The sequence below is a fragment of the Absiella sp. AM09-50 genome, assembly GCF_003433845.1.
GTDB lineage: Bacteria > Bacillota_I > Bacilli_A > Erysipelotrichales > Erysipelotrichaceae > Hoskinsella > Hoskinsella hominis.
In genome coordinates, this window is sequence record NZ_QVFI01000006.1 from 83407 (window position 1) to 102841 (window position 19435).

The window sequence follows — 19435 nt, forward strand, 5'->3', positions numbered from 1 at the left end:
TAGCAAATCCTATAGCAAAAAAATTTTTCTGTCATAAACGCCTAACTAAATGGTTTTTTGTTTGCTTGCCAACAATGTTCATAAAAAAGTGAAAATTTAACTAGTCATATGGCATAGTTTATAGTATAATAGTACCAATGAAATGTAAACGATTACATTAGAGGAGGAATGCTTAATGAGCAAAAAGTATGTTTACCTTTTTTCTGAAGGAAACGAAAACATGCGTGAATTGTTAGGTGGAAAGGGTGCCAACCTGGCAGAAATGATGAACTTAGGTATGCCTGTACCATTCGGATTCACTGTAACAACAGAAGCATGTAATAAGTATTACGATGACGGAGAAAAAATCTCTGAAGACATTCGTAAAGAAATCTTTGAATATTTAATGAAATTGGAGGAATTGAGCCAGAAGCAGTTTGGGGACCCAAAGAATCCACTGTTAGTATCCGTAAGATCAGGAGCAAGAGCATCTATGCCTGGAATGATGGATACCATTTTAAATTTAGGGATGAATGATGATGTTGTAGAAGGGGTTGCTTCCTTAACAGGAAACCCACGTTTCGCATATGATTCTTATCGTCGTTTTATTCAGATGTTTGCTGATGTTGTTATGGGCTTAAATAAGGCAAAATTTGAAGAAATCATTGATGAAATGAAAGATAAAAAAGGCGTAAAACAGGATACTGAATTAGACGCTGATGATATGAAGGAAATGGTAAAACGATTCAAGAAGTTCTATCAGGAATCTTTAGACGAAGATTTCCCTGCTGATCCAAAAGAACAGTTATACCGTGCAATCGAAGCAGTATTCCGTTCTTGGAATAACCCTCGTGCAATTTTCTATCGTAAGATGAATGATATCCCAGGCAGCTGGGGAACAGCAGTTAACGTACAGATGATGGTATTTGGTAATATGGGTAATGACTGTGGTACAGGTGTTGCCTTTACACGTAATCCAAGTACTGGTGAAAATAAACTATATGGTGAATTCTTGATGAATGCACAGGGTGAAGATGTTGTTGCTGGTATTCGTACACCACAAACCATCGATCAGTTGAAAGAAACTGCACCTGCTGCTTATCAGAAGTTTACTGAAATCTGTGCAACACTTGAAAAGCACTATAAAAACATGCAGGATATGGAATTCACAATCGAAAAAGGAAACCTGTTCATGCTACAGACACGTAATGGTAAACGTACTGCAGCTGCAGCATTAAAGATTGCATGTGATATGTATGATGAAGGAACAATTACACGTGAAGAAGCATTGATGATGGTAGAACCTAAACAATTAGATAGTTTGCTACACCCACGTTTTGATGATGCAGCATTAAAAACTGCAAAACCAATCGCCAGTGCACTTCCAGCATCTCCTGGAGCAGCTTGTGGACAAATCGTATTTACTGCGGAACAGGCAATTGAAGAAGCAGCATTGGGACACAAAGTTGTCTTGGTACGTTTGGAAACTAGTCCGGAAGATATCGAAGGTATGCATGTATCTGAAGGTATTTTGACTGTACGTGGTGGTATGACAAGCCATGCAGCAGTTGTTGCCCGTGGTATGGGAACATGCTGTGTATCCGGTTGTGGTGAAATCAATATCAATGAAAAAGAAGAAACATTTGAAGTCAAAGGTGTGACTTATCATAAAGGTGATTATATCTCACTTGATGGTTCTACTGGTAACATTTATGGAGAAAAAATCCCTACAGTTCCAGCAGAAATCTCTGGTGATTTTGAACGCTTCATGAAATGGGCAGACGAAGTTCGTGTCTTGAAAGTAAGAACAAATGCAGATACACCAAAAGATGCAGCACAAGCAGTTGCATTTGGTGCAGAAGGTATCGGTTTAGTTCGTACAGAACACATGTTCTTTGAAGGAGATCGTATCAAAGCTGTTCGTGAAATGATCGTATCTAAAACAGAAGGACAAAGAAGAAAAGCACTTGCAAAATTATTACCTATGCAGCGTGGTGATTTTGAAGGAATTTATGAGGCAATGAAGGGCTTGCCAGTAACGATTCGTTATTTGGATCCACCTTTACACGAATTCCTTCCAACAAGCTCTTATGATATTGCTCAGTTAGCAAAAGATATGAAGATTGATTTGGATGAATTACGTTCTGTCATCATGGGATTACATGAATTTAACCCTATGATGGGACACCGTGGATGTCGTTTGGCTATTTCTTATCCAGAAATTGCTGAAATGCAGACAACAGCTGTTATTGAAGCCGCAATCAATGTAAATAAAGCACACCCTGATTGGAATATTGAACCAGAAATCATGATTCCATTAGTAGGCGATAAAGCAGAATTGAAATATGTAAAAGACGTTGTTGTACGTACAGCAGATGAAATCTTAAAACGTGAAAATGTTGAAATGAACTATCATGTAGGTACAATGATTGAAATTCCTCGTGCAGCATTATTGGCTGATGAAATCGCAGAAGAAGCTGAATTCTTTAGTTTCGGAACAAATGACTTAACACAGATGACATTTGGATTCTCTCGTGATGATGCTGGTGGATTCTTAAATGATTACTATGAAAAGAAAATCTTTGAACAGGATCCATTCGCTAGAGTTGACCAGAAAGGTGTCGGCAAATTAATTAAGATGGCTGCAGAACTTGGAAGAAGCACTCGTCCAAACATTAAGCTTGGTATCTGTGGAGAACACGGAGGCGATCCTAGCAGTATTGAATTCTGTCACCGTATGGGATTGACTTATGTAAGTTGTAGTCCATTCCGTGTACCAATTGCTAGACTTGCTGCTGCTCAGGCTGCAATTACAAATAAATAATAAAATTTATCAAAAAAGTGTCTTGTGGATATGCAAGGCACTTTCTTTCATATGTTAAATAATAAAATGATTGAGGATGTTTACCAAGGTAAATTAAAGGATGAATGAATATTGAAATGAGAATAATTCAATTTTTTGTATGATGATACATATGATGAATTGTGTTATACTTTATGGAGAAAACAGGTGATACTCATGAAAGACAAATTAACACGCGAACAGAAAAAAGAATTGGTAAGAGAACGTAATCAACCACCACGATTAACATTGTTAGAGGAAATAGGCAATGCTGTAACACATGGCTTAGGCGCAGTACTAGCCCTTGTTGGGATGATTTTATTACTAATTAAATCAGACACAGGAATGAAGGTAGCGGCATCTTTAATATTCGGTATCAGTATGTTTATTCTTATGCTTATGAGCTGTTTATATCATTCCTTTAAAAAGGACTCTACAGTAAAACGTTTATGGCGAAGATTTGATTATACTTCTATCTATTTCTTAATTGGAGGTACTTTTGCGCCAATATGTCTGGTTTATATCGCAAGTCCATTATCCATTACCATGTTCATCATTCAATGGTTGATCATTGCATTTGGTGTAACGATGATTTTAATATATGGACCAGGAAAATGGCCACCATTACATTTTACTTTATATTTCTTGATTGGGTGGAGCGGTGTTTTATATCTGCCAGATTTATATCAACACAATCAGCCTTTGCTTTGGATGATTCTGGCAGGAGGATTAGTCTATACGATTGGCATGATTCCATTCGCAAAAAAAGGAAATGGGATACATTTCCTCTGGCATTTATTTGTATTGGGTGGTGCGTTTTTACACTGGTTAGGAATTTATTTGTTTATATATTAGAAATGAAGATGCGCTATGTATCTTCATTTTCTTTTGTATAGTACTATAATCATAAAGCGTATTTCAATATGCATTTTCTTGATCATGTTCATTCCCCTCAAGTAACATTTTTAATTGCGTTTTGAGAAAAACTGTATGATTTTCATTCCTATGTTTCTCCTTTTATTATGAATTATCTGTGCTGTTGCTTGAGAATATGTTCATCTAACAATACGCCATCTTTTATGATAACACTATTGGATAGTACAGGATCATCATTACCCTCAACTAAGTAATCTATATACTGACACATAACTTCTGAAATGGAAGCAGTGGCAGATTTATAAAAGATATTTGGAACATTGCCTACACTATAGATCATAATGTCATCCAAATAATAAATAGGATGATTTAACAAGGTTGACCGGCTTTGTTCGATTGCACCATTTGCGTCATCACTGATATCAATAATAATTGCGGTTTTCTTCATACTTTTTCTTGCGATGGATGTAATTAAATGATCCGTTCTTAAAGTATCCCAGCGAATCGCCATAACGACGATATCCATATTTGGCAGCTCCTCTACAAATAAAGCTTCTTGTTTACGATTATATTGACGAATGATGACACCAAGTTTTGATAACATGGAGAAAGCTCCCGCAGCACTGTCCCCTCTGCCAATGATACCAGCTTTTAATCCATCAGGCAGATAACCAGTATATTGTAAAGCATTAATAACGCCACCTGCTCCAGCAATACGATTGTTTTTCCAAAATAAATGACGATGATCTTTATAGAAATTTTCCCATGCATAACAGGTAAATTTATGATTGATCAGGGTATTTGTCAAAGCTTTATCTGCACCTGCATGAATCCATCCGGTAATGATTTTGTTATCGCCAATAGAATTCAAATAAGAAGCATTTCCAATTTTGGTATCACATAAGATATCTTTTTGTAAAGCTTCCTCTTTACTTACGATATGGCAACCATAGGTTTCATAGCAAGCATCTTCGATTAAGAAATCTTTTCCATAGCCACTTTCAAAATAAAGCTGTTCACAATGTTTCACACTTTTTAAATCTTCTGGCAGAATGGCAATTCTTTTTTCATAAGGCATTTCACTTCTCAGAAAAGACATTGTTAAATTTTGTTTCATAAACTTCCTCCATACTCAAATGAATGAGCTTTCCTTATGCATCTTTTGCATAATAAAATAAGAAATCGTTTCTTAGAAGGAATGCAGAAAAATGTATCATAACATTTCAGTGTATGGTTGAAAGAATAATAATACGATTAAATATTATATTTATATTTCCTATTACTCATAGTATAACACAAAATAAGTTTATAAATATGCTTTTATTGATTTCACATAATTACTGACCATTATTTTTGGAATAGCGTATGATATCGTCTGTTTAAAAAAATAAGTTTTAAAATATCCTTATAAACAATAAATGTCTAAAACATAATAAAAGAGTTCTTTTTATGCTTTTGAAAAATCGATATACTAAAGGCATGAAAAGGAGGAATATCATTTGAAAACAGAAGAATTAAAGCAACATGTTGCACATATTCGTGAGAATATCGTCCGTATGGTCGCTAATGCGAATAGCGGTCATCCAGGTGGATCTTTATCCGCAGCTGATATATTAACGGTATTATATTTTGAAGTCATGGATATCAATGAAGACAATGTCAAAGGTATCGATCGTGATCGTTTTGTATTATCAAAAGGTCATGCTTCACCTTTACTGTATGCCACTTTATTTGAAAAAGGTTTATTAAAGGAAGATTTAAATACTTTCAGAAAGATCAACAGTAAACTACAGGGACACCCAAATATGAACTATGTAGATGGTGTCGATATGTCCACAGGTTCCCTTGGTCAAGGTATCTCTGCCGCTGTTGGTATGGCATTAGCTAACAAAGTAGATGGAAATGATCATAGAGTCTATACCTTATTAGGTGATGGAGAATGTGAAGAAGGCGAAGTATGGGAAGCTGCTATGGCTGCTGCTCATTATCGTTTGAATAATCTATGTGCGATCGTAGATTTCAACTCTTTACAGATTGATGGAAACATTCGTGATGTCATGAACCCTACACCAATTGATGAGAAGTTTAAAGCATTTGGATGGAACGTCGTCAACATCAAAGGACATGATTATGAAGATATCCGTTTCGCATTCGATGAAGCGAAGAAAGAAAAGGAAAAACCAACGATGATCTTAGCGCATACGATCAAAGGAAAAGGTGTATCCTTTATGGAAAACAACGCCGCATGGCATGGAAGTGCACCAAATGCAGAACAGTGTGCACAAGCAGTAAAAGAATTGGAAGGTGAAGGCAATGAGTAAAGTAGCGACAAGAACAGCATATGGAAAAGCACTAGCTGAACTGATCGTAGAACGTGATGATGTGATCGTACTAGATGCCGACCTGACCAAATCTACCAAGACATGTGATGCGAAAAAGGCAAGACCAGACCACCATTTCAATATGGGAATCGCAGAAGGCAATATGATGGGAGTCGCAGCAGGACTTGCGGCAAGTGGCAAGATTGTCTATGCATCTAGCTTTGCGATGTTTGCGGCAGGAAGAGCCTATGAACAGGTAAGAAATAGTATTGCTTATCCTAAGTTAAACGTAAAAGTATGTGCCACACATGCAGGTATTACGGTAGGCGAAGATGGCGCAAGTCATCAAAGTGTAGAAGATATCGCATTGATGCGCGCAATGCCAAACATGAAGGTATTCAATCCATGTGATGCCAGACAGGCAGAGATGATCGTAAAAGCAGTCGCAGATATCGAAGGCCCATGTTATGTAAGACTTGGACGAGGCAATGTGGAAGATGTGTACAGTGATGATACAGCATTCACATATGGCAAAGGCAATGTCTTGAGAAAAGGCAAAAAAGTCGCAATCGTAGCCACAGGTATGATGGTACAGGAAGCCTTAAGTGCATATGAAACATTGAAAGCTGAAGGCAAAGATGTGACAGTAGTAGATATGCCATGTATCAAACCAATCGATGAAGAACTGATCAAAGAACTGGCAAAAGAACATGAAGTCATTGTAAGCTGTGAAGAACACAGTGTCATCGGTGGTTTAGGCAGTGCCATCGGGGAAGTATTGGTAAAGAATGAACCAGTGAAGATGGTGATGATCGGTATGCAGGACTGCTTTGGAGAAAGTGGAACACCAGATGCTTTATTAGAAAAATACGAACTAGACGCAAAAGCAATTGTGAAAAAAATTAAAGAAATATTATAAAAAAAGGAGTTGTACAGAATATGTACAGCTCCTATTTTAATAATACCGATTCTTTTAAGGTTGGATCAAAATTAGTTTCAAACATTTTGGTCGTATGTTGATTCAAGACAAAATCCTTTGGCATATTTTTCGGTGTATATCCGGTAATTTCTTTAAATACACGATTGAAGTGACGAATCGTTTCAAAACCACATTGATAGGATATTTCCGTAACGGTAAATGCTTTTTCTTTTAATAAGGAAATCGCTTTTTCAATACGTATGATATTTAGATATCTGGAAAAGGTCATACCGGATAATTTATGAAAATATTTTGAAAAGTATGATTCTGAAAGCCCCATATAAGATGCCGCCTGAGAAAAGGTGATATCCGTATAGTTTTTCTGTATTTCAGAAAGCAGCCCTTTATAATCCATCAGATTCACATTCTTATTGATTGCATAAAATTTGTCTATGTTTTCTTTTCGATAAATTTCAATCAACAGCTGTTCTAACAGGTTATGACAGCGTTCAATATAGAAAGCATGCTTATGTTTTAGTTCATATTGGATGGATGAAAAAATATCTAAGAAATGATAAGCTGATTTTAAAACAGCATCCTTTGTATAAACGTCCTGTAATGCTTCAGGCAGAAAGTCCCCATGAAACATAATGATTTTCACAATGCAGTCCTGATCACAGTTGATATAGTGAATCTGTCCACTGTTGATATAAATCAAATCACCGCTTCGTAAGTGATATTCTTCATCGTTATGCGAAATGATTGCCTGCCCCTGTTCAATATAGATTAACTCTGTTTCCATATGCCAATGTGCTAGATTATGCAGGTTTCTATAACCACCAATCCAGATATGACAATGATCTTCATAGTTTCGTTTTTCAAAATTTGCCAGCATAAGATCACCTCTAGCTGTATTGTATAAGAAATGACAATAAATGTCCATATTTCCATAAGGAATTTCTTTTTTTCATTACCTGGTTTCATTATACTGTAAGTGTAAGATAAAGAAAGCAAAGGAGGTTTATGATCATGGAACATACAACACAACAAAAACAATTTAAAAAGCTGTATCTGGGAATAGAATTAGGGTCTACCAGAATCAAAGCGGTATTGATCAATGAAAATCATGAAGTGCTGGCACAGGGAAATTACGATTGGGAAAATCAGATGCAGGATGGTATCTGGACATATTCTCTGGATATGGTTCATACGGGTTTACAAGCATGTTATCATGCGTTAAAAGAAAATGTTAAAACAAAATATGGCTTTGTTTTGAAAAAACTAGATGGTATGGGAATCAGTGCAATGATGCATGGATATCTTGTATTTGATAAAGCAGGTAACTTATTGACACCATTTCGTACATGGCGCAATACGATGAGTGAAACAGCAAGTAAACAGCTGACAGAACTTTTTCAATATAATATCCCTCAACGCTGGAGCATTGCCCACTTATATCAGGCAATCTTAAACAAAGAACCACATGTAAAACAAATTGCATTCCAAACAACCTTAGCCGGCTATGTGCATTATCTATTGACGGGTGAAAAAGTATTAGGTGTTGGTGAGGCAAGTGGTATGTTTCCCATTGATTCTTCAAAAATTGATTATGATGAAGCAATGGTACAGAAATTTAATGAAAAAATATCAGGGGAACAACTGCCATGGAAACTACGGGATATCTTTCCAAAAGTATTAAATGCAGGGGATGAAGCAGGTCATTTAACGACTGCCGGTGCTGCTTTTTTGGATGTAGAGCATGATCTTTGCGCAGACGTTCCATTATGCCCTCCAGAAGGAGATGCAGGAACTGGCATGGTCGCAACCAACAGCATCAATGTAGGAAGTGGAAATGTATCAGCGGGTACCAGCGTATTTGCAATGGTCGTGCTTGAGAAAGCATTAAGCCGGGTATATGAAGCATTAGATATGGTCACAACCCCATCAGGAGATCTTGTTGCGATGGTGCATTGTAATAATGGTACCTCTGAATTAAATGCATGGGCAAATATATTTTCACAATTTCTAAACGGCATGAATGTGAAGGCAGATTTAGATGATATCTATGGAATACTATTTCAAAAAGCCTTACAGGCAGAACTTGATGGTGGCGGACTTATTGCATGTAACTATTTATCAGGAGAACCGATTACTGGCTTTACATCAGGCGTACCATTATTTGTAAGAAAACCGGATGGACATTTTACATTAGAAAACTTCATGTTGACATTGATTTATTCATCCTTATCTACATTAAAAATGGGTATGGATATTTTAACTCAAAAAGAAAATGTAAAAATTCATCAGATGTTTGGACATGGCGGCTTCTTTAAAACTCCGCTTGTCGGACAGAAAATCATGTCAGCTATTATGCGTGCACCGCTCAGCGTATTAGAAACAGCAGGAGAAGGCGGGGCATGGGGATGTGCTGTTCTTGCGGCATACAAACAACAAAAAGAAGCAGGAATGTCCCTTTCAAATTATCTACAACGACGGGTTTTCTTGAATGTAGAATGTAATACACAAATGGCAGATGAAGCATTGATTAATGGTTTTGATGCATTTATCAAAGATTATAAAAAATGTCTGATCGTAGAAAGAACAGCTGTGAAAGAGCTATAGGAGGAAATAAAAATGAAAAGTTTAGGAAATTATACATTCTGGTTTGTGGTAGGAAGTCAGGATCTCTATGGAGAAGAAGTTTTAAAAACCGTGGATGCACATACGAAAGAAATGGTAGAAGGATGGAATCAGGATGCCTTACTGCCTTGTGAAATTATCTGGAAACCAGTGGTGCGCAATCGTAAAGAAATCTATGATGTAATGTGTGCCGCAAACATGGATGAACATTGTGCAGGTGTGATCACTTGGATGCATACATTTTCACCAAGCAAGATGTGGATCAAAGGCTTTGAAGCACTTCAAAAACCATTATTGCATATCAATACACAATTTAATCGTGATATTCCTTGGAATGAAATCGATATGGATTTTATGAATCTGAATCAATCCGCACATGGAGATCGTGAACATGGCTTTATCACTGCTCGTATGCGTTTGGCACATAAGGTGATTAGTGGGTATTGGAAAGATGAAACGATGCGTCAACGTATGGGGAAATGGATGCGTGCAGCCGTTGGTGCTTATGAAAGTAATCGTGTAAAAGTTATGCGTATTTCTGATAATATGCGTGATGTTGCAGTTACGGAAGGAGATAAGGTAGAAGCGGAAATCAAGCTGGGATGGATTGTGGATCATTATGGTGTTGGAGATATCATTCAATATGTACAGGCAGTAAGTGAAGAAGAAATCGATGAACAGATGAAAGCTTATGAAGCATTATATGATATCGCAACAGAAAATATTGAAGCGATTCGTTATCAGGCGAGGGAAGAAATTGCCATTGAAAAATTCATGCAGGAACATGGCGGATATAATGCATTCCATACCAATTTTCAGGATTTACAACAATTAGAACAGCTGCCAGGACTTGCGGCGCAGGACTTAATGCGTAAAGGCTATGGTTTTGCGGGTGAAGGCGATTGGAAAACAGCAGCATTATGTCGTATCATGAAAATGATGACGAAGGATAAAGATGGTGGTACAGCGTTTATGGAAGATTATACATATCATTTTGATCCAGCATGTGGCATGAATATGGGAGCACATATGTTAGAAGTGTGCCCAAGTGTGGCAGCGACACGTCCAGAAATCAAAGTTGTGCCATTAGGTATCGGAGATCGTAAAGATCCTGCTCGTTTAACATTTAAAGCAAAAGAAGGACCAGCTGTACTTGCGACAATCATTGATATGGGCGATCGATTCCGTATGATTGTAAATGATGTCATTTGTCAAAAACAAAAGCATGATATGCCAAATTTGCCTGTGGCAGGTGTTTTATGGAAACCACTTCCAAGTTTAGAAACCAGTGCAGAAGCATGGATTTATGCAGGAGGTGCCCATCACTCTGTCATCAGTTATGATTTAGATGCGGATATCTTGCGTGACTTCGCAGAAATCATGAACATGGAATTTATTCATATCTGTAAAGAAACAAAAATTCCAGATTTACGTAAAGAATTAACATGGAATGATATGATCTGGAAACTGAAAGGATAAAACTTATGTTAGAAAACTTGAAACAAAGCGTATTAGAAGCTAATTTATTACTTACAAAATATCAACTTGTGACCTTTACATGGGGAAATGTATCTGGGATTGATCGTGAAAAAGGCATCATTGCGATCAAGCCAAGTGGTGTAGCGTATGATAAAATGAAAATGGAAGATATCGTGTTAATTGATCTGGAAGGAAATGTTGTGGAAGGACATTTAAAACCAAGCAGTGATTTTATGACACATATCGTATTTTATAAAAACTTTCCTCATATTGGTGGGGCAGTGCATACGCATTCTCGTTTCGCAACCAGCTTTGCACAGGCAGGCAGAGATATATTAGCTATGGGTACAACACAGGCTGATTATTTCTATGGCGATATTCCATGTACAAGATATATGCGAAAGGAAGAAATACAAGGCGCATATGAACTTGAAACTGGAAATGTCATTGTGGAAACATTTAAAGAAAGAGGCATGGAACCAGATGAGGTGCCAGGTGTTTTGGTACATAGTCATGGGCCATTCGCATGGGGAAAAGATCCATTTGAAGCTGTACATAATGCAGTGGTTATGGAAGAATGTGCCGCTATGGATTTTGTCAGTATTATGTTAATGAACCATGAACCACAAAGAATGCAACAGTCCTTATTAGACAAGCATTTTAAACGTAAACATGGACCTAATGCTTATTATGGTCAAAAAGGATAATGCTATGGAACAAATATTTGATCAAAAGTATCCTAATATCAATGTATATCGTTTAGAATCAGAATCTTTATGTGTGGATATCATCAATCTAGGTGCCACGATTACATCAATTCGATATAAAAAAGATGATACAGATGTCGTCTTAGGTTATGATACCATTGATGAATATCAAAAGTTTAAAAACTACTATGGCGCAACCATTGGACGGTGTGCCAATCGTATCGCAAAAGGAGCTTTCACATTGCATGATCAAGCATATCATTTAGATATCAATGATCATGGCAACAGCCTGCACGGTGGGAAAAATGGCTTTCATACACGTTTATTTCAGGTGCTGGCATATGATAAAACAAGTGTAACCATGCGATACAATAGCCCGGATATGGAGGAAGGATATCCAGGAAATCTTATATTGGATATTACATTTACATTGCATGATGATACGTTATGTATTGAATATTCTGCGATATCGGATCAGGATACCATTGTGAACTTTACCAACCATTCTTACTTTGCTTTACAAGGGCATGGGGATGGTTCTGTCGATGAACAGATACTAACAATGAACGCTTCATATTATGCAGAGAATGATGAAAACCGTTTGGTCACAGGAAAATTATCAGAAACAAAAGGTACGCCATTTGATTTTACCAAAGGCAAAGCAATTGGAAAAGATATTTATGATCAAATGAATATTCAAATACAAAGAGCCAATGGATATGATCATTATTTCCGCTTTGATGAAAACAAGGAACATATGGTAAAACTAGTGGATCAAAAACATCAACACAGCCTTATCGTGAAAACAGATTTACCAGGATTTCATCTTTATGTGCCAGATGATCAAGAGCCACAACATGGTAAACACGGCAAAGAATATATCGGGCATTGTGCAGTATGTATAGAAACATCGTATATGCCAGATGCGATAAATCTTCAAGAATGTCCAGAAACACTATTGAAGGCCAATGAGAAATATACAACAAAAACAACATATCAGTTTCAATAAAGTTGAAAATAATAAACTAAGTATTCCTTAATCTTTTTGGAATACTTTTTTATATTACTTAAGGCTAGATATTCCTACAACAATCTGATAAGATACACTTATAAAAGAAAAGGAGCTGTTTGTATGTATTATAAAACAACATACCATTCTCCCATTGGAGATATCTTGATTGTAAGCGATCATGAATCGATTGTTGGTGTATGGTTCTATGGACAAAAATATTTCTGTGGTCGTTTGAAGGAGGAAATGATAGAAAAAGAAACTGCTGTTTTATCAGAATGTAAAGCATGGTTAGATGATTATTTTCATGATTTACAACCTGAAATATCAAGACTTCCTTTACATCCGATGGGTAGTGAATTTCGATTAGAAGTATGGAATATTTTAAAAGAGATTCCTTATGGAGAAACTATGACGTATAAAGATGTTTCAAAAGAATATGCAAAGCGTACGGGGAAAGCTTCCATGTCCTCACAGGCAATCGGTGGGGCTGTTGGGCATAATCCGATTTCTATTATCATCCCTTGTCATCGTGTCATCGGCGTAAAAGGAAATCTGACAGGTTATGCAGGTGGTATGGATAAAAAAATTGCATTACTTCATCATGAACATGCGGATGAAAAACAATTGTTTATCATAAATACTTCAAAAAACAAGCGAGGGAAATCAATATGCTTTTGATAGAAAAGCTTCAACATTTAGAAAAGATATCTGATTCTCAAAAATCAGTTGTAGATTATATGCTGGAACAAAAAGAGCGAATAGAAAAACAAACAGTAAAAGAAATCGCAGCAGCCATTTATACATCAAGGAATTATTTAATAAGTTGATGGTGGACAATGCTTAATGAAAAAAAGATGGATGATCTAAAGGTGATCGTCCATCTTTTATGAGGTATTAATCCCACGCTATTTCATTTCCATTTTCTTTTACAATACGATATAATTCTGTTTCATTTTCCACTAGAGATTGAATGATTTCTATGAGTGATTCATTCAATGATGGTTGCAGATATTGATAGGAATAGGATTTGATATTAATTAATTCAAAACAAAATTAATTAATATCAAAAGTAAAAATATATAGCATAAGTTGACAATATTGATTATTTCAGTTTTTTTAGTAAAATTTTTACTAAGATCGCTATTGTTGATAGTAAGAAGTCCTAAGAGTAAGACTATAGGTGATAAAATAGGAGAACTATAGCTATCATTTATGAAAATCTGATAGACAATAATACATGCAATAAATAAAATTATAATTCTACTTAAAAGGATAGTGATTTTTTTTGTGTTCATAATTATTCTCTTTTCTCATATATAAGAATATTGTCTAACTATAACAGTTATTCTGTTTCCTGTCAAATTAGTTAAAAAAACAGTAGAATATACATTGCTTAAATGGTGATAATACTCATAAATGAGTATTAAACCAAGCTATTTCATTATCAATTTTTGACAATCTGATATAATTCTTCTTCATTTCCATTAAGATTGGATGATTTTAATGAATTTTTCTGTTTTGTTCCATTCGCTGATGCATGAGGATAAAAAGTTGTGTTATTTTTCAAATAGTAATAATACTTACAGGTGAAAATAAGGATTTTTTTTAAATGAGCAAATTTCTAATATTGACTTAGAGTTCACTCAAAGTGCTATACTGAAACTAACAATGAGGAGGGTGTAAGTTATGAAAATGCGTAAGATTGAACGTTGCAATATGATAGTAAGTGAAATAGGTCTTGGATGTGAAGGGTTTCATGAAGCTGATATGGATTTATATCAATTATTAGATATTGCAGAAACAAGTGGGGTAAATTGTATAGATTTATATTCACCAGATCCTATAATGAGAAAACGATTAGGAGAAGCTTTAAAAGGTAGAAGAGAAAAATTCATCATTCAGGGACATCTATGTTCTGTATGGAAAAATAATCAATATGAACGTACCCGTAATTTAGAAGAAACCAAAGCTGGCTTTGAAGAAATGAAACAGCTTCTTCAAACCGATTATATCGATATTGGCATGATACATTATGTTGATGCAATAAAGGATTTAGAAACAGTCATTGCAAATGGGATACTTGATTATGCAAAAGTTCTAAAAGCAAATGGTGAAATCAAGGCGATTGGTATTAGCTCTCATAATCCGCAAGTGGCGTTAAAAGCAGTAGAAACCGGGGATATTGATGTATTAATGTTTAGTGTAAATCCATGCTACGACTTAATGCCGGCAAATGAAGATGTAGAAGAATTATGGAATGATGCCAATTATGATAAAGACGAATTACAGATGGACAAAGATCGTGAACGCTTATATGAAACTTGTCAAAAATTAGGTGTTGGGATTACGGTCATGAAGGCATTTGCAGGTGGAGATCTATTAGATGCTTCCTTATCACCAACAAAGGTCGCATTAACGATACCACAATGTCTGCATTATGCTTTGACAAGACCTGGTGTTGTTTCCATCATGGCAGGCAGCCACAGCATTAAAGAATTTTTAGACTGTTTGGCTTATGAGCAAGCAAGTGATGAAGAAAAAGATTACGCAAAAGCGTTTGCGCAAATGCCAAAAGTAAATTGGGAAGGGCATTGCATGTATTGTGGCCATTGTGCACCATGTCCAAAAGCCATTGATATCGCTAGTGTCACAAAATTTTTGAATCTGGCCAAAGCGCAGAAAGAATTACCTGAAACGGTAAGAGAACATTACGCAGTACTTGAACATTATGCTTCAGAATGTATCCAATGTGGTGCATGTGAAACACGTTGTCCATTTCATGTATCTATTCGTGAGAACATGAAAGAAGCTGTAAAAATATTTGGTAAATAAAAAAAATCCAGTGTTTTCAAATCGAAAGCCTGGATTTTTATGTATTATAGGCGTAATCCCTTGATATCTTTAATACGGGATAAGATGATATTACAGCTGCTACTAATGACACCAGGAAGTTTATCAATGGTATTTTGAATCAGGTCTTCCATTTCTTCATTAGAAGAAGCTACCGCATGAACATGCAGTTTATTTTTACCTGTCACACGATAAATTTGTGTGATTGTATCATTTTGATTTAATTGATGAATTACTTCAGATAATGAATCAGGAGTGGTTTCTATTTCAAAGTAACAGGAAACAGCGCCATTAATCTTGGAAGGATTGATAATGGTGGTATATTCTTCTATAATGCCACGTTGTTCTAAAGATTGAACACGCATTTTTACAGCGACACGGGAGATTCCCACCTGTTGAGCAATATCAGAATAAGACATGCGGGCATTTTTTATCAATAATTGTAAAATCTGTTGATCCAAATCATCTAAGCCATGTAGAAACATAGGGGGAACCTCCTTGAAATGTATGGTTTCATTATAAGGGAAAATATTACATAAAGCAATTAGAGAATTGACTTATGGTATCTCTATTGATACAATAATTACGAAACGAAAGATAAAAGTTTCTTTTTGTAACTTGGAGGGAATTATGAAAGGTGATTTAACACGTGGACCAATCATGAAAACAATGCTTTGTTTTGCGATTCCAATGATTTTAGGAAATCTGCTTCAACAATGCTATAATATTGCGGATACCCTGATTGTTGGGCGTTATTTAGGCTCTAATGCACTTGCGGCGGTTGGTTCTTCTTTTACTTTGATGACATTTTTAACGTCGATTTTATTAGGCTTATGTTTAGGAAGTGGAGCTGTTTTTTCTATCCGTTTTGGACAACGTGATGAAAAAGGCTTAAAGGAAGGCATGTTTGCTTCATTTATACTCATTGGAGCGTTAACGATTATTTTAAATATTTTGTCACTTTGCTTTATTGATCAAATTATCAGTTTTCTTCAGGTTCCTTTAGAATTAAGAGGGATGATGCATGATTATCTGATGGTGATTTTCTCTGGTATCGTCGCTACCTTCCTATATAATTATTTTGCTTCCTTATTACGTGCAGTAGGCAATTCCATCATTCCTTTGATTTTTCTAGCAGTATCAGCAATTTTAAATATTGTTCTGGACTTATGGTTTGTGATAGGTCTACAAAGAGGTGTGGCAGGAGCAGGTGAGGCTACTGTAATTGCTCAATATGTATCCGGTATTGGCATTGCCATATGTACATGGATAAAATATCCAAAATTACGTATCACAAAACAAGACTGTCATTTACGTCTTTCCTGTATTAAAGAAATCAGTAATTTTTCTGTATTGACCTGTGCCCAACAATCAGTTATGAATTTGGGTATCTTGATGGTACAAGGCTTGATCAATAGTTTTGGAACAACGATTATGGCAGCGTTTGCGGCAGCAGTCAAAATTGATTCATTTGCGTATATGCCAGTCCAGGATTTTGGCAATGCTTTTTCTACTTTTATCGCACAGAATTATGGCGCAAAAGAAGAAAAACGTATACAGGAAGGTTTAAAGGGCGCAATCATTGCGGCATTTGTTTTTTGTATCATCATTTCTTTAGGTGTCTTTATTTTCGCAAAAGAATTGATGATGATCTTTATTGATGGAAGTGAAACTACGATTATATCAGAAGGCGTTCGTTATTTAAGAATCGAAGGAGCATTTTATTGTGGCATTGGTTGTTTATTCTTATTGTATGGATTTTATCGAGCACTGGGAAAACCTGGAATGTCGCTGGTATTAACGATTGTTTCTTTAGGTACACGTGTATTGCTTGCTTATGTATTATCCGCAATTCCTGCGATTGGGGTAGTAGGAATCTGGTGGTCTGTGCCAATTGGATGGATTTTGGCAGATATGATTGGATTGATCTATTATAAAATTAAGAAAAAAGCCTTATTTGTATTTCAAAACGATTAACTTTATAATGTAAATGAACTCCTTGTATGATAGTATAAAAATACGTGATACAAGGAGTTTATTAGCATTTATGAAGAAAATACAAAATATTATAAAAAAACTTTACTGGCTGGGGCTGATTGGTGTGATAGGAACAGTTTTTCATGTGACATATCTAAAGCTGTTTTATCTTTTTTTCCTATTGGTATTTGTGGATATATGTATTTCTTTAGGATATCGCATGAAGTATGGCAAAATGAATGAATATGTGGCAGACTTAAAATTTCTCTGGCAGAATATCATGATTTTGATAGGGAATATTTGTATCTATATACGACATGGGTTCCATTTACCTAATGTACAAACATATTCACCAAAAGTTAGTTGTCACTTGCCATTTCAGGGAAAATGGATGGTTGTAAATGGTGGAACTGATCAGCAGCATTCACATTCATGGGGACTTGTAATGCAACGATATGCATACGATTTTTATAGGATAGAGAATGGTAAAAGTTATCAGGGGAATGGATCAAATGTTTGTGATTATTATTGTTATGATCAGCCAGTATTGGCTGTGGCAGATGGAATCGTTATAGAAATCAAAAACAAATTCGAAGATACGAAAGTTATAGGGGAATCAGAAGTTTTATGTGATGCATCAGATGTAAGAGGTAATTATATCGTCATACAACATGCCTCACATGTATTCAGTATGATTGCTCATTTGAAAAAGGACAGCTTTTGTGTGAAGGTAAATGATAAAGTAACTGCTGGACAAATAATCGCAAGGTGTGGAAACAGTGGAAACAGCAGTGAGCCACATATCCATTTTCAGATACAAGAAGGTAAAAACTTTTATTTTTCTGCTAGTCTGCCCGTTTATTTTGATGAAATCATCAATCATATCAATAGAAATGATATGCATCATATCAAAGAAGGAGATATTGTAGAAAACAGGTGAGTTTTAATTGCAGTTTCTTTTCATAAAGGGTACAATTATCGTATAAAGAAAGGAAGCGCTAACATGGAAAATATTTGCGTTGTTACAGGTGGTGGAAGCGGTATGGGTTTAGAGGCTGCTAAACTGCTGGGAAAAACAAATCATATCATTTTAGTAGGAAGAACAGTATCAAAACTAGAACAAGCTATTTCAGAATTAAAAGAGCTGGGTATTTCTGCAGAAGCATTTCCTGCAGATGCTAGCGATCGACAAGCTGTAAAAAAGCTAGCAGAATATGCATCAGAAAAAGGAAATGTAAAGACATTGATACATGCTGCTGGGGTATCACCACATATGAGTGATGGAGAAAAAATCTTTGATATCAATGCCCTAGGAACAATTCATATGGATGAAGAATTTGCAAACATCATGAAAGAGGGAAGCTGTATTTTAAATGTTTCCTCTATGTCAGCTTATATGATGCCGGCTGATAAAGCACCAAAACAGGTATACAAACTGAGTTTGTCTGATGAAGAAGCATTTAAAAATACAATGCATCAGATTATCAAGGGTGTTCCAGAGGAACAACAAAGAGAAATGGCGTATACGTTATCAAAAAACTTTGTGGTATGGTATACATCTCGTATGGCAGTTTCTTGTGGTAAAAAAGGTATTCGTGTAGTTTCTATTTCACCAGGCACATTCCGTACACCTATGGGAGAAATAGAAGGTGAAGAAGCAGCAGCATTTGCGAAACGTGGTGCACTAGGAAGACTTGGAGAACCAGAAGAAATTGCAAAGATGATGGCATTTATGGTCAGTGAGGAATGTTCATATTTAACAGGAGTGGATATCCTGTATGATGGTGGTTCTGTGGCAGCTTTACAGGCAATGATGGAAGATAAAGCGTAAAT

Annotated in this window: 17 protein-coding genes; 14 read left to right on the plus strand and 3 right to left on the minus strand. The window is 35.9% G+C overall.

Annotated features, from left to right (window positions below; all coding sequences use genetic code 11):
- Positions 1-175: 175 nt before the first annotated feature.
- Both ppdK and trhA read left to right on the plus strand, forming a co-directional pair.
- The gene (gene ppdK / locus DW114_RS07495; RefSeq protein WP_117453159.1) at positions 176-2803 is read left to right on the plus strand and encodes a pyruvate, phosphate dikinase; all 2628 of its coding nucleotides are present in this window, start codon (positions 176-178) and stop codon (positions 2801-2803) included.
- A 195-nt stretch (positions 2804-2998) separates the two neighbouring features.
- Entirely contained in the window at positions 2999-3676 is a 678-nt protein-coding gene (gene trhA / locus DW114_RS07500; protein ID WP_117453160.1) for a PAQR family membrane homeostasis protein TrhA, read from the plus strand.
- A 172-nt stretch (positions 3677-3848) separates the two neighbouring features.
- On the opposite strand, the gene DW114_RS07505 is transcribed toward trhA, so the two are convergent.
- Positions 3849-4814 (minus strand): N(5)-(carboxyethyl)ornithine synthase, encoded by a 966-nt coding sequence (locus DW114_RS07505; RefSeq protein ID WP_117453161.1) that lies wholly within the window; start codon positions 4812-4814, stop codon positions 3849-3851.
- Positions 4815-5196: 382 nt separating this feature from the next.
- Between DW114_RS07505 and DW114_RS07510 the strand changes: the two genes are divergently transcribed.
- A complete protein-coding gene (locus DW114_RS07510) occupies positions 5197-6018 on the plus strand; it encodes a transketolase (RefSeq protein WP_117453162.1) in 822 nt (273 codons plus the stop codon).
- Entirely contained in the window at positions 6011-6937 is a 927-nt protein-coding gene (locus DW114_RS07515; protein WP_117453163.1) for a transketolase family protein, read from the plus strand. The genes DW114_RS07510 and DW114_RS07515 overlap by 8 nt, the downstream gene beginning before the upstream one ends.
- Positions 6938-6968: 31 nt before the next feature.
- Here the strand turns inward: DW114_RS07515 and DW114_RS07520 are convergent, their stop codons facing one another.
- Positions 6969-7832: a helix-turn-helix transcriptional regulator gene (locus DW114_RS07520; RefSeq protein ID WP_158552209.1), complete on the minus strand. Its 864-nt coding sequence runs from the start codon at positions 7830-7832 to the stop codon at positions 6969-6971.
- A gap of 134 nt (positions 7833-7966) precedes the next feature.
- On the opposite strand from DW114_RS07520, the gene DW114_RS07525 reads away from it, so the two are divergent.
- From DW114_RS07525 to DW114_RS07555, 7 genes are all read left to right on the plus strand, one after another.
- Positions 7967-9559 carry a xylulokinase gene (locus DW114_RS07525; RefSeq protein WP_233509557.1) on the plus strand — a complete coding sequence of 531 codons (1593 nt, stop codon included), beginning with the start codon at positions 7967-7969 and terminating at the stop codon, positions 9557-9559.
- A gap of 12 nt (positions 9560-9571) precedes the next feature.
- Positions 9572-11056, plus strand: coding sequence for an L-arabinose isomerase (gene araA, locus DW114_RS07530; RefSeq protein WP_117453166.1), 1485 nt, complete (start codon positions 9572-9574; stop codon positions 11054-11056).
- A gap of 5 nt (positions 11057-11061) precedes the next feature.
- Positions 11062-11763: an L-ribulose-5-phosphate 4-epimerase gene (locus tag DW114_RS07535; protein WP_117453167.1), complete on the plus strand. Its 702-nt coding sequence runs from the start codon at positions 11062-11064 to the stop codon at positions 11761-11763.
- Between the two features lie 4 nt (positions 11764-11767).
- The gene (locus tag DW114_RS07540; protein ID WP_158552208.1) at positions 11768-12772 is read left to right on the plus strand and encodes an aldose epimerase family protein; all 1005 of its coding nucleotides are present in this window, start codon (positions 11768-11770) and stop codon (positions 12770-12772) included.
- A gap of 123 nt (positions 12773-12895) precedes the next feature.
- The gene (locus DW114_RS07545; protein ID WP_117453169.1) at positions 12896-13453 is read left to right on the plus strand and encodes a methylated-DNA--[protein]-cysteine S-methyltransferase; all 558 of its coding nucleotides are present in this window, start codon (positions 12896-12898) and stop codon (positions 13451-13453) included.
- A complete protein-coding gene (locus tag DW114_RS07550; RefSeq protein WP_117453170.1) occupies positions 13444-13602 on the plus strand; it encodes a hypothetical protein in 159 nt (52 codons plus the stop codon). The genes DW114_RS07545 and DW114_RS07550 overlap by 10 nt, the downstream gene beginning before the upstream one ends.
- A gap of 859 nt (positions 13603-14461) precedes the next feature.
- Entirely contained in the window at positions 14462-15607 is a 1146-nt protein-coding gene (locus tag DW114_RS07555) for an aldo/keto reductase (RefSeq protein ID WP_117453171.1), read from the plus strand.
- A 44-nt stretch (positions 15608-15651) separates the two neighbouring features.
- Here DW114_RS07555 and DW114_RS07560 read toward each other — a convergent pair whose 3' ends face one another.
- Positions 15652-16110, minus strand: a complete 459-nt coding sequence (locus DW114_RS07560) for an Lrp/AsnC family transcriptional regulator (RefSeq protein WP_117453172.1) — start codon at positions 16108-16110, stop codon at positions 15652-15654.
- Positions 16111-16255: 145 nt separating this feature from the next.
- On the opposite strand from DW114_RS07560, the gene DW114_RS07565 reads away from it, so the two are divergent.
- From DW114_RS07565 to DW114_RS07575, 3 genes are all read left to right on the plus strand, one after another.
- Positions 16256-17602 (plus strand): MATE family efflux transporter, encoded by a 1347-nt coding sequence (locus tag DW114_RS07565; protein WP_117453173.1) that lies wholly within the window; start codon positions 16256-16258, stop codon positions 17600-17602.
- A 70-nt stretch (positions 17603-17672) separates the two neighbouring features.
- Complete coding sequence (locus DW114_RS07570; protein ID WP_117453174.1) at positions 17673-18542, plus strand: M23 family metallopeptidase; 870 nt, start codon at positions 17673-17675, stop codon at positions 18540-18542.
- 63 nt (positions 18543-18605) lie between these two features.
- Positions 18606-19433, plus strand: a complete 828-nt coding sequence (locus DW114_RS07575; protein ID WP_117453175.1) for an SDR family NAD(P)-dependent oxidoreductase — start codon at positions 18606-18608, stop codon at positions 19431-19433.
- Positions 19434-19435: the final 2 nt, after the last annotated feature.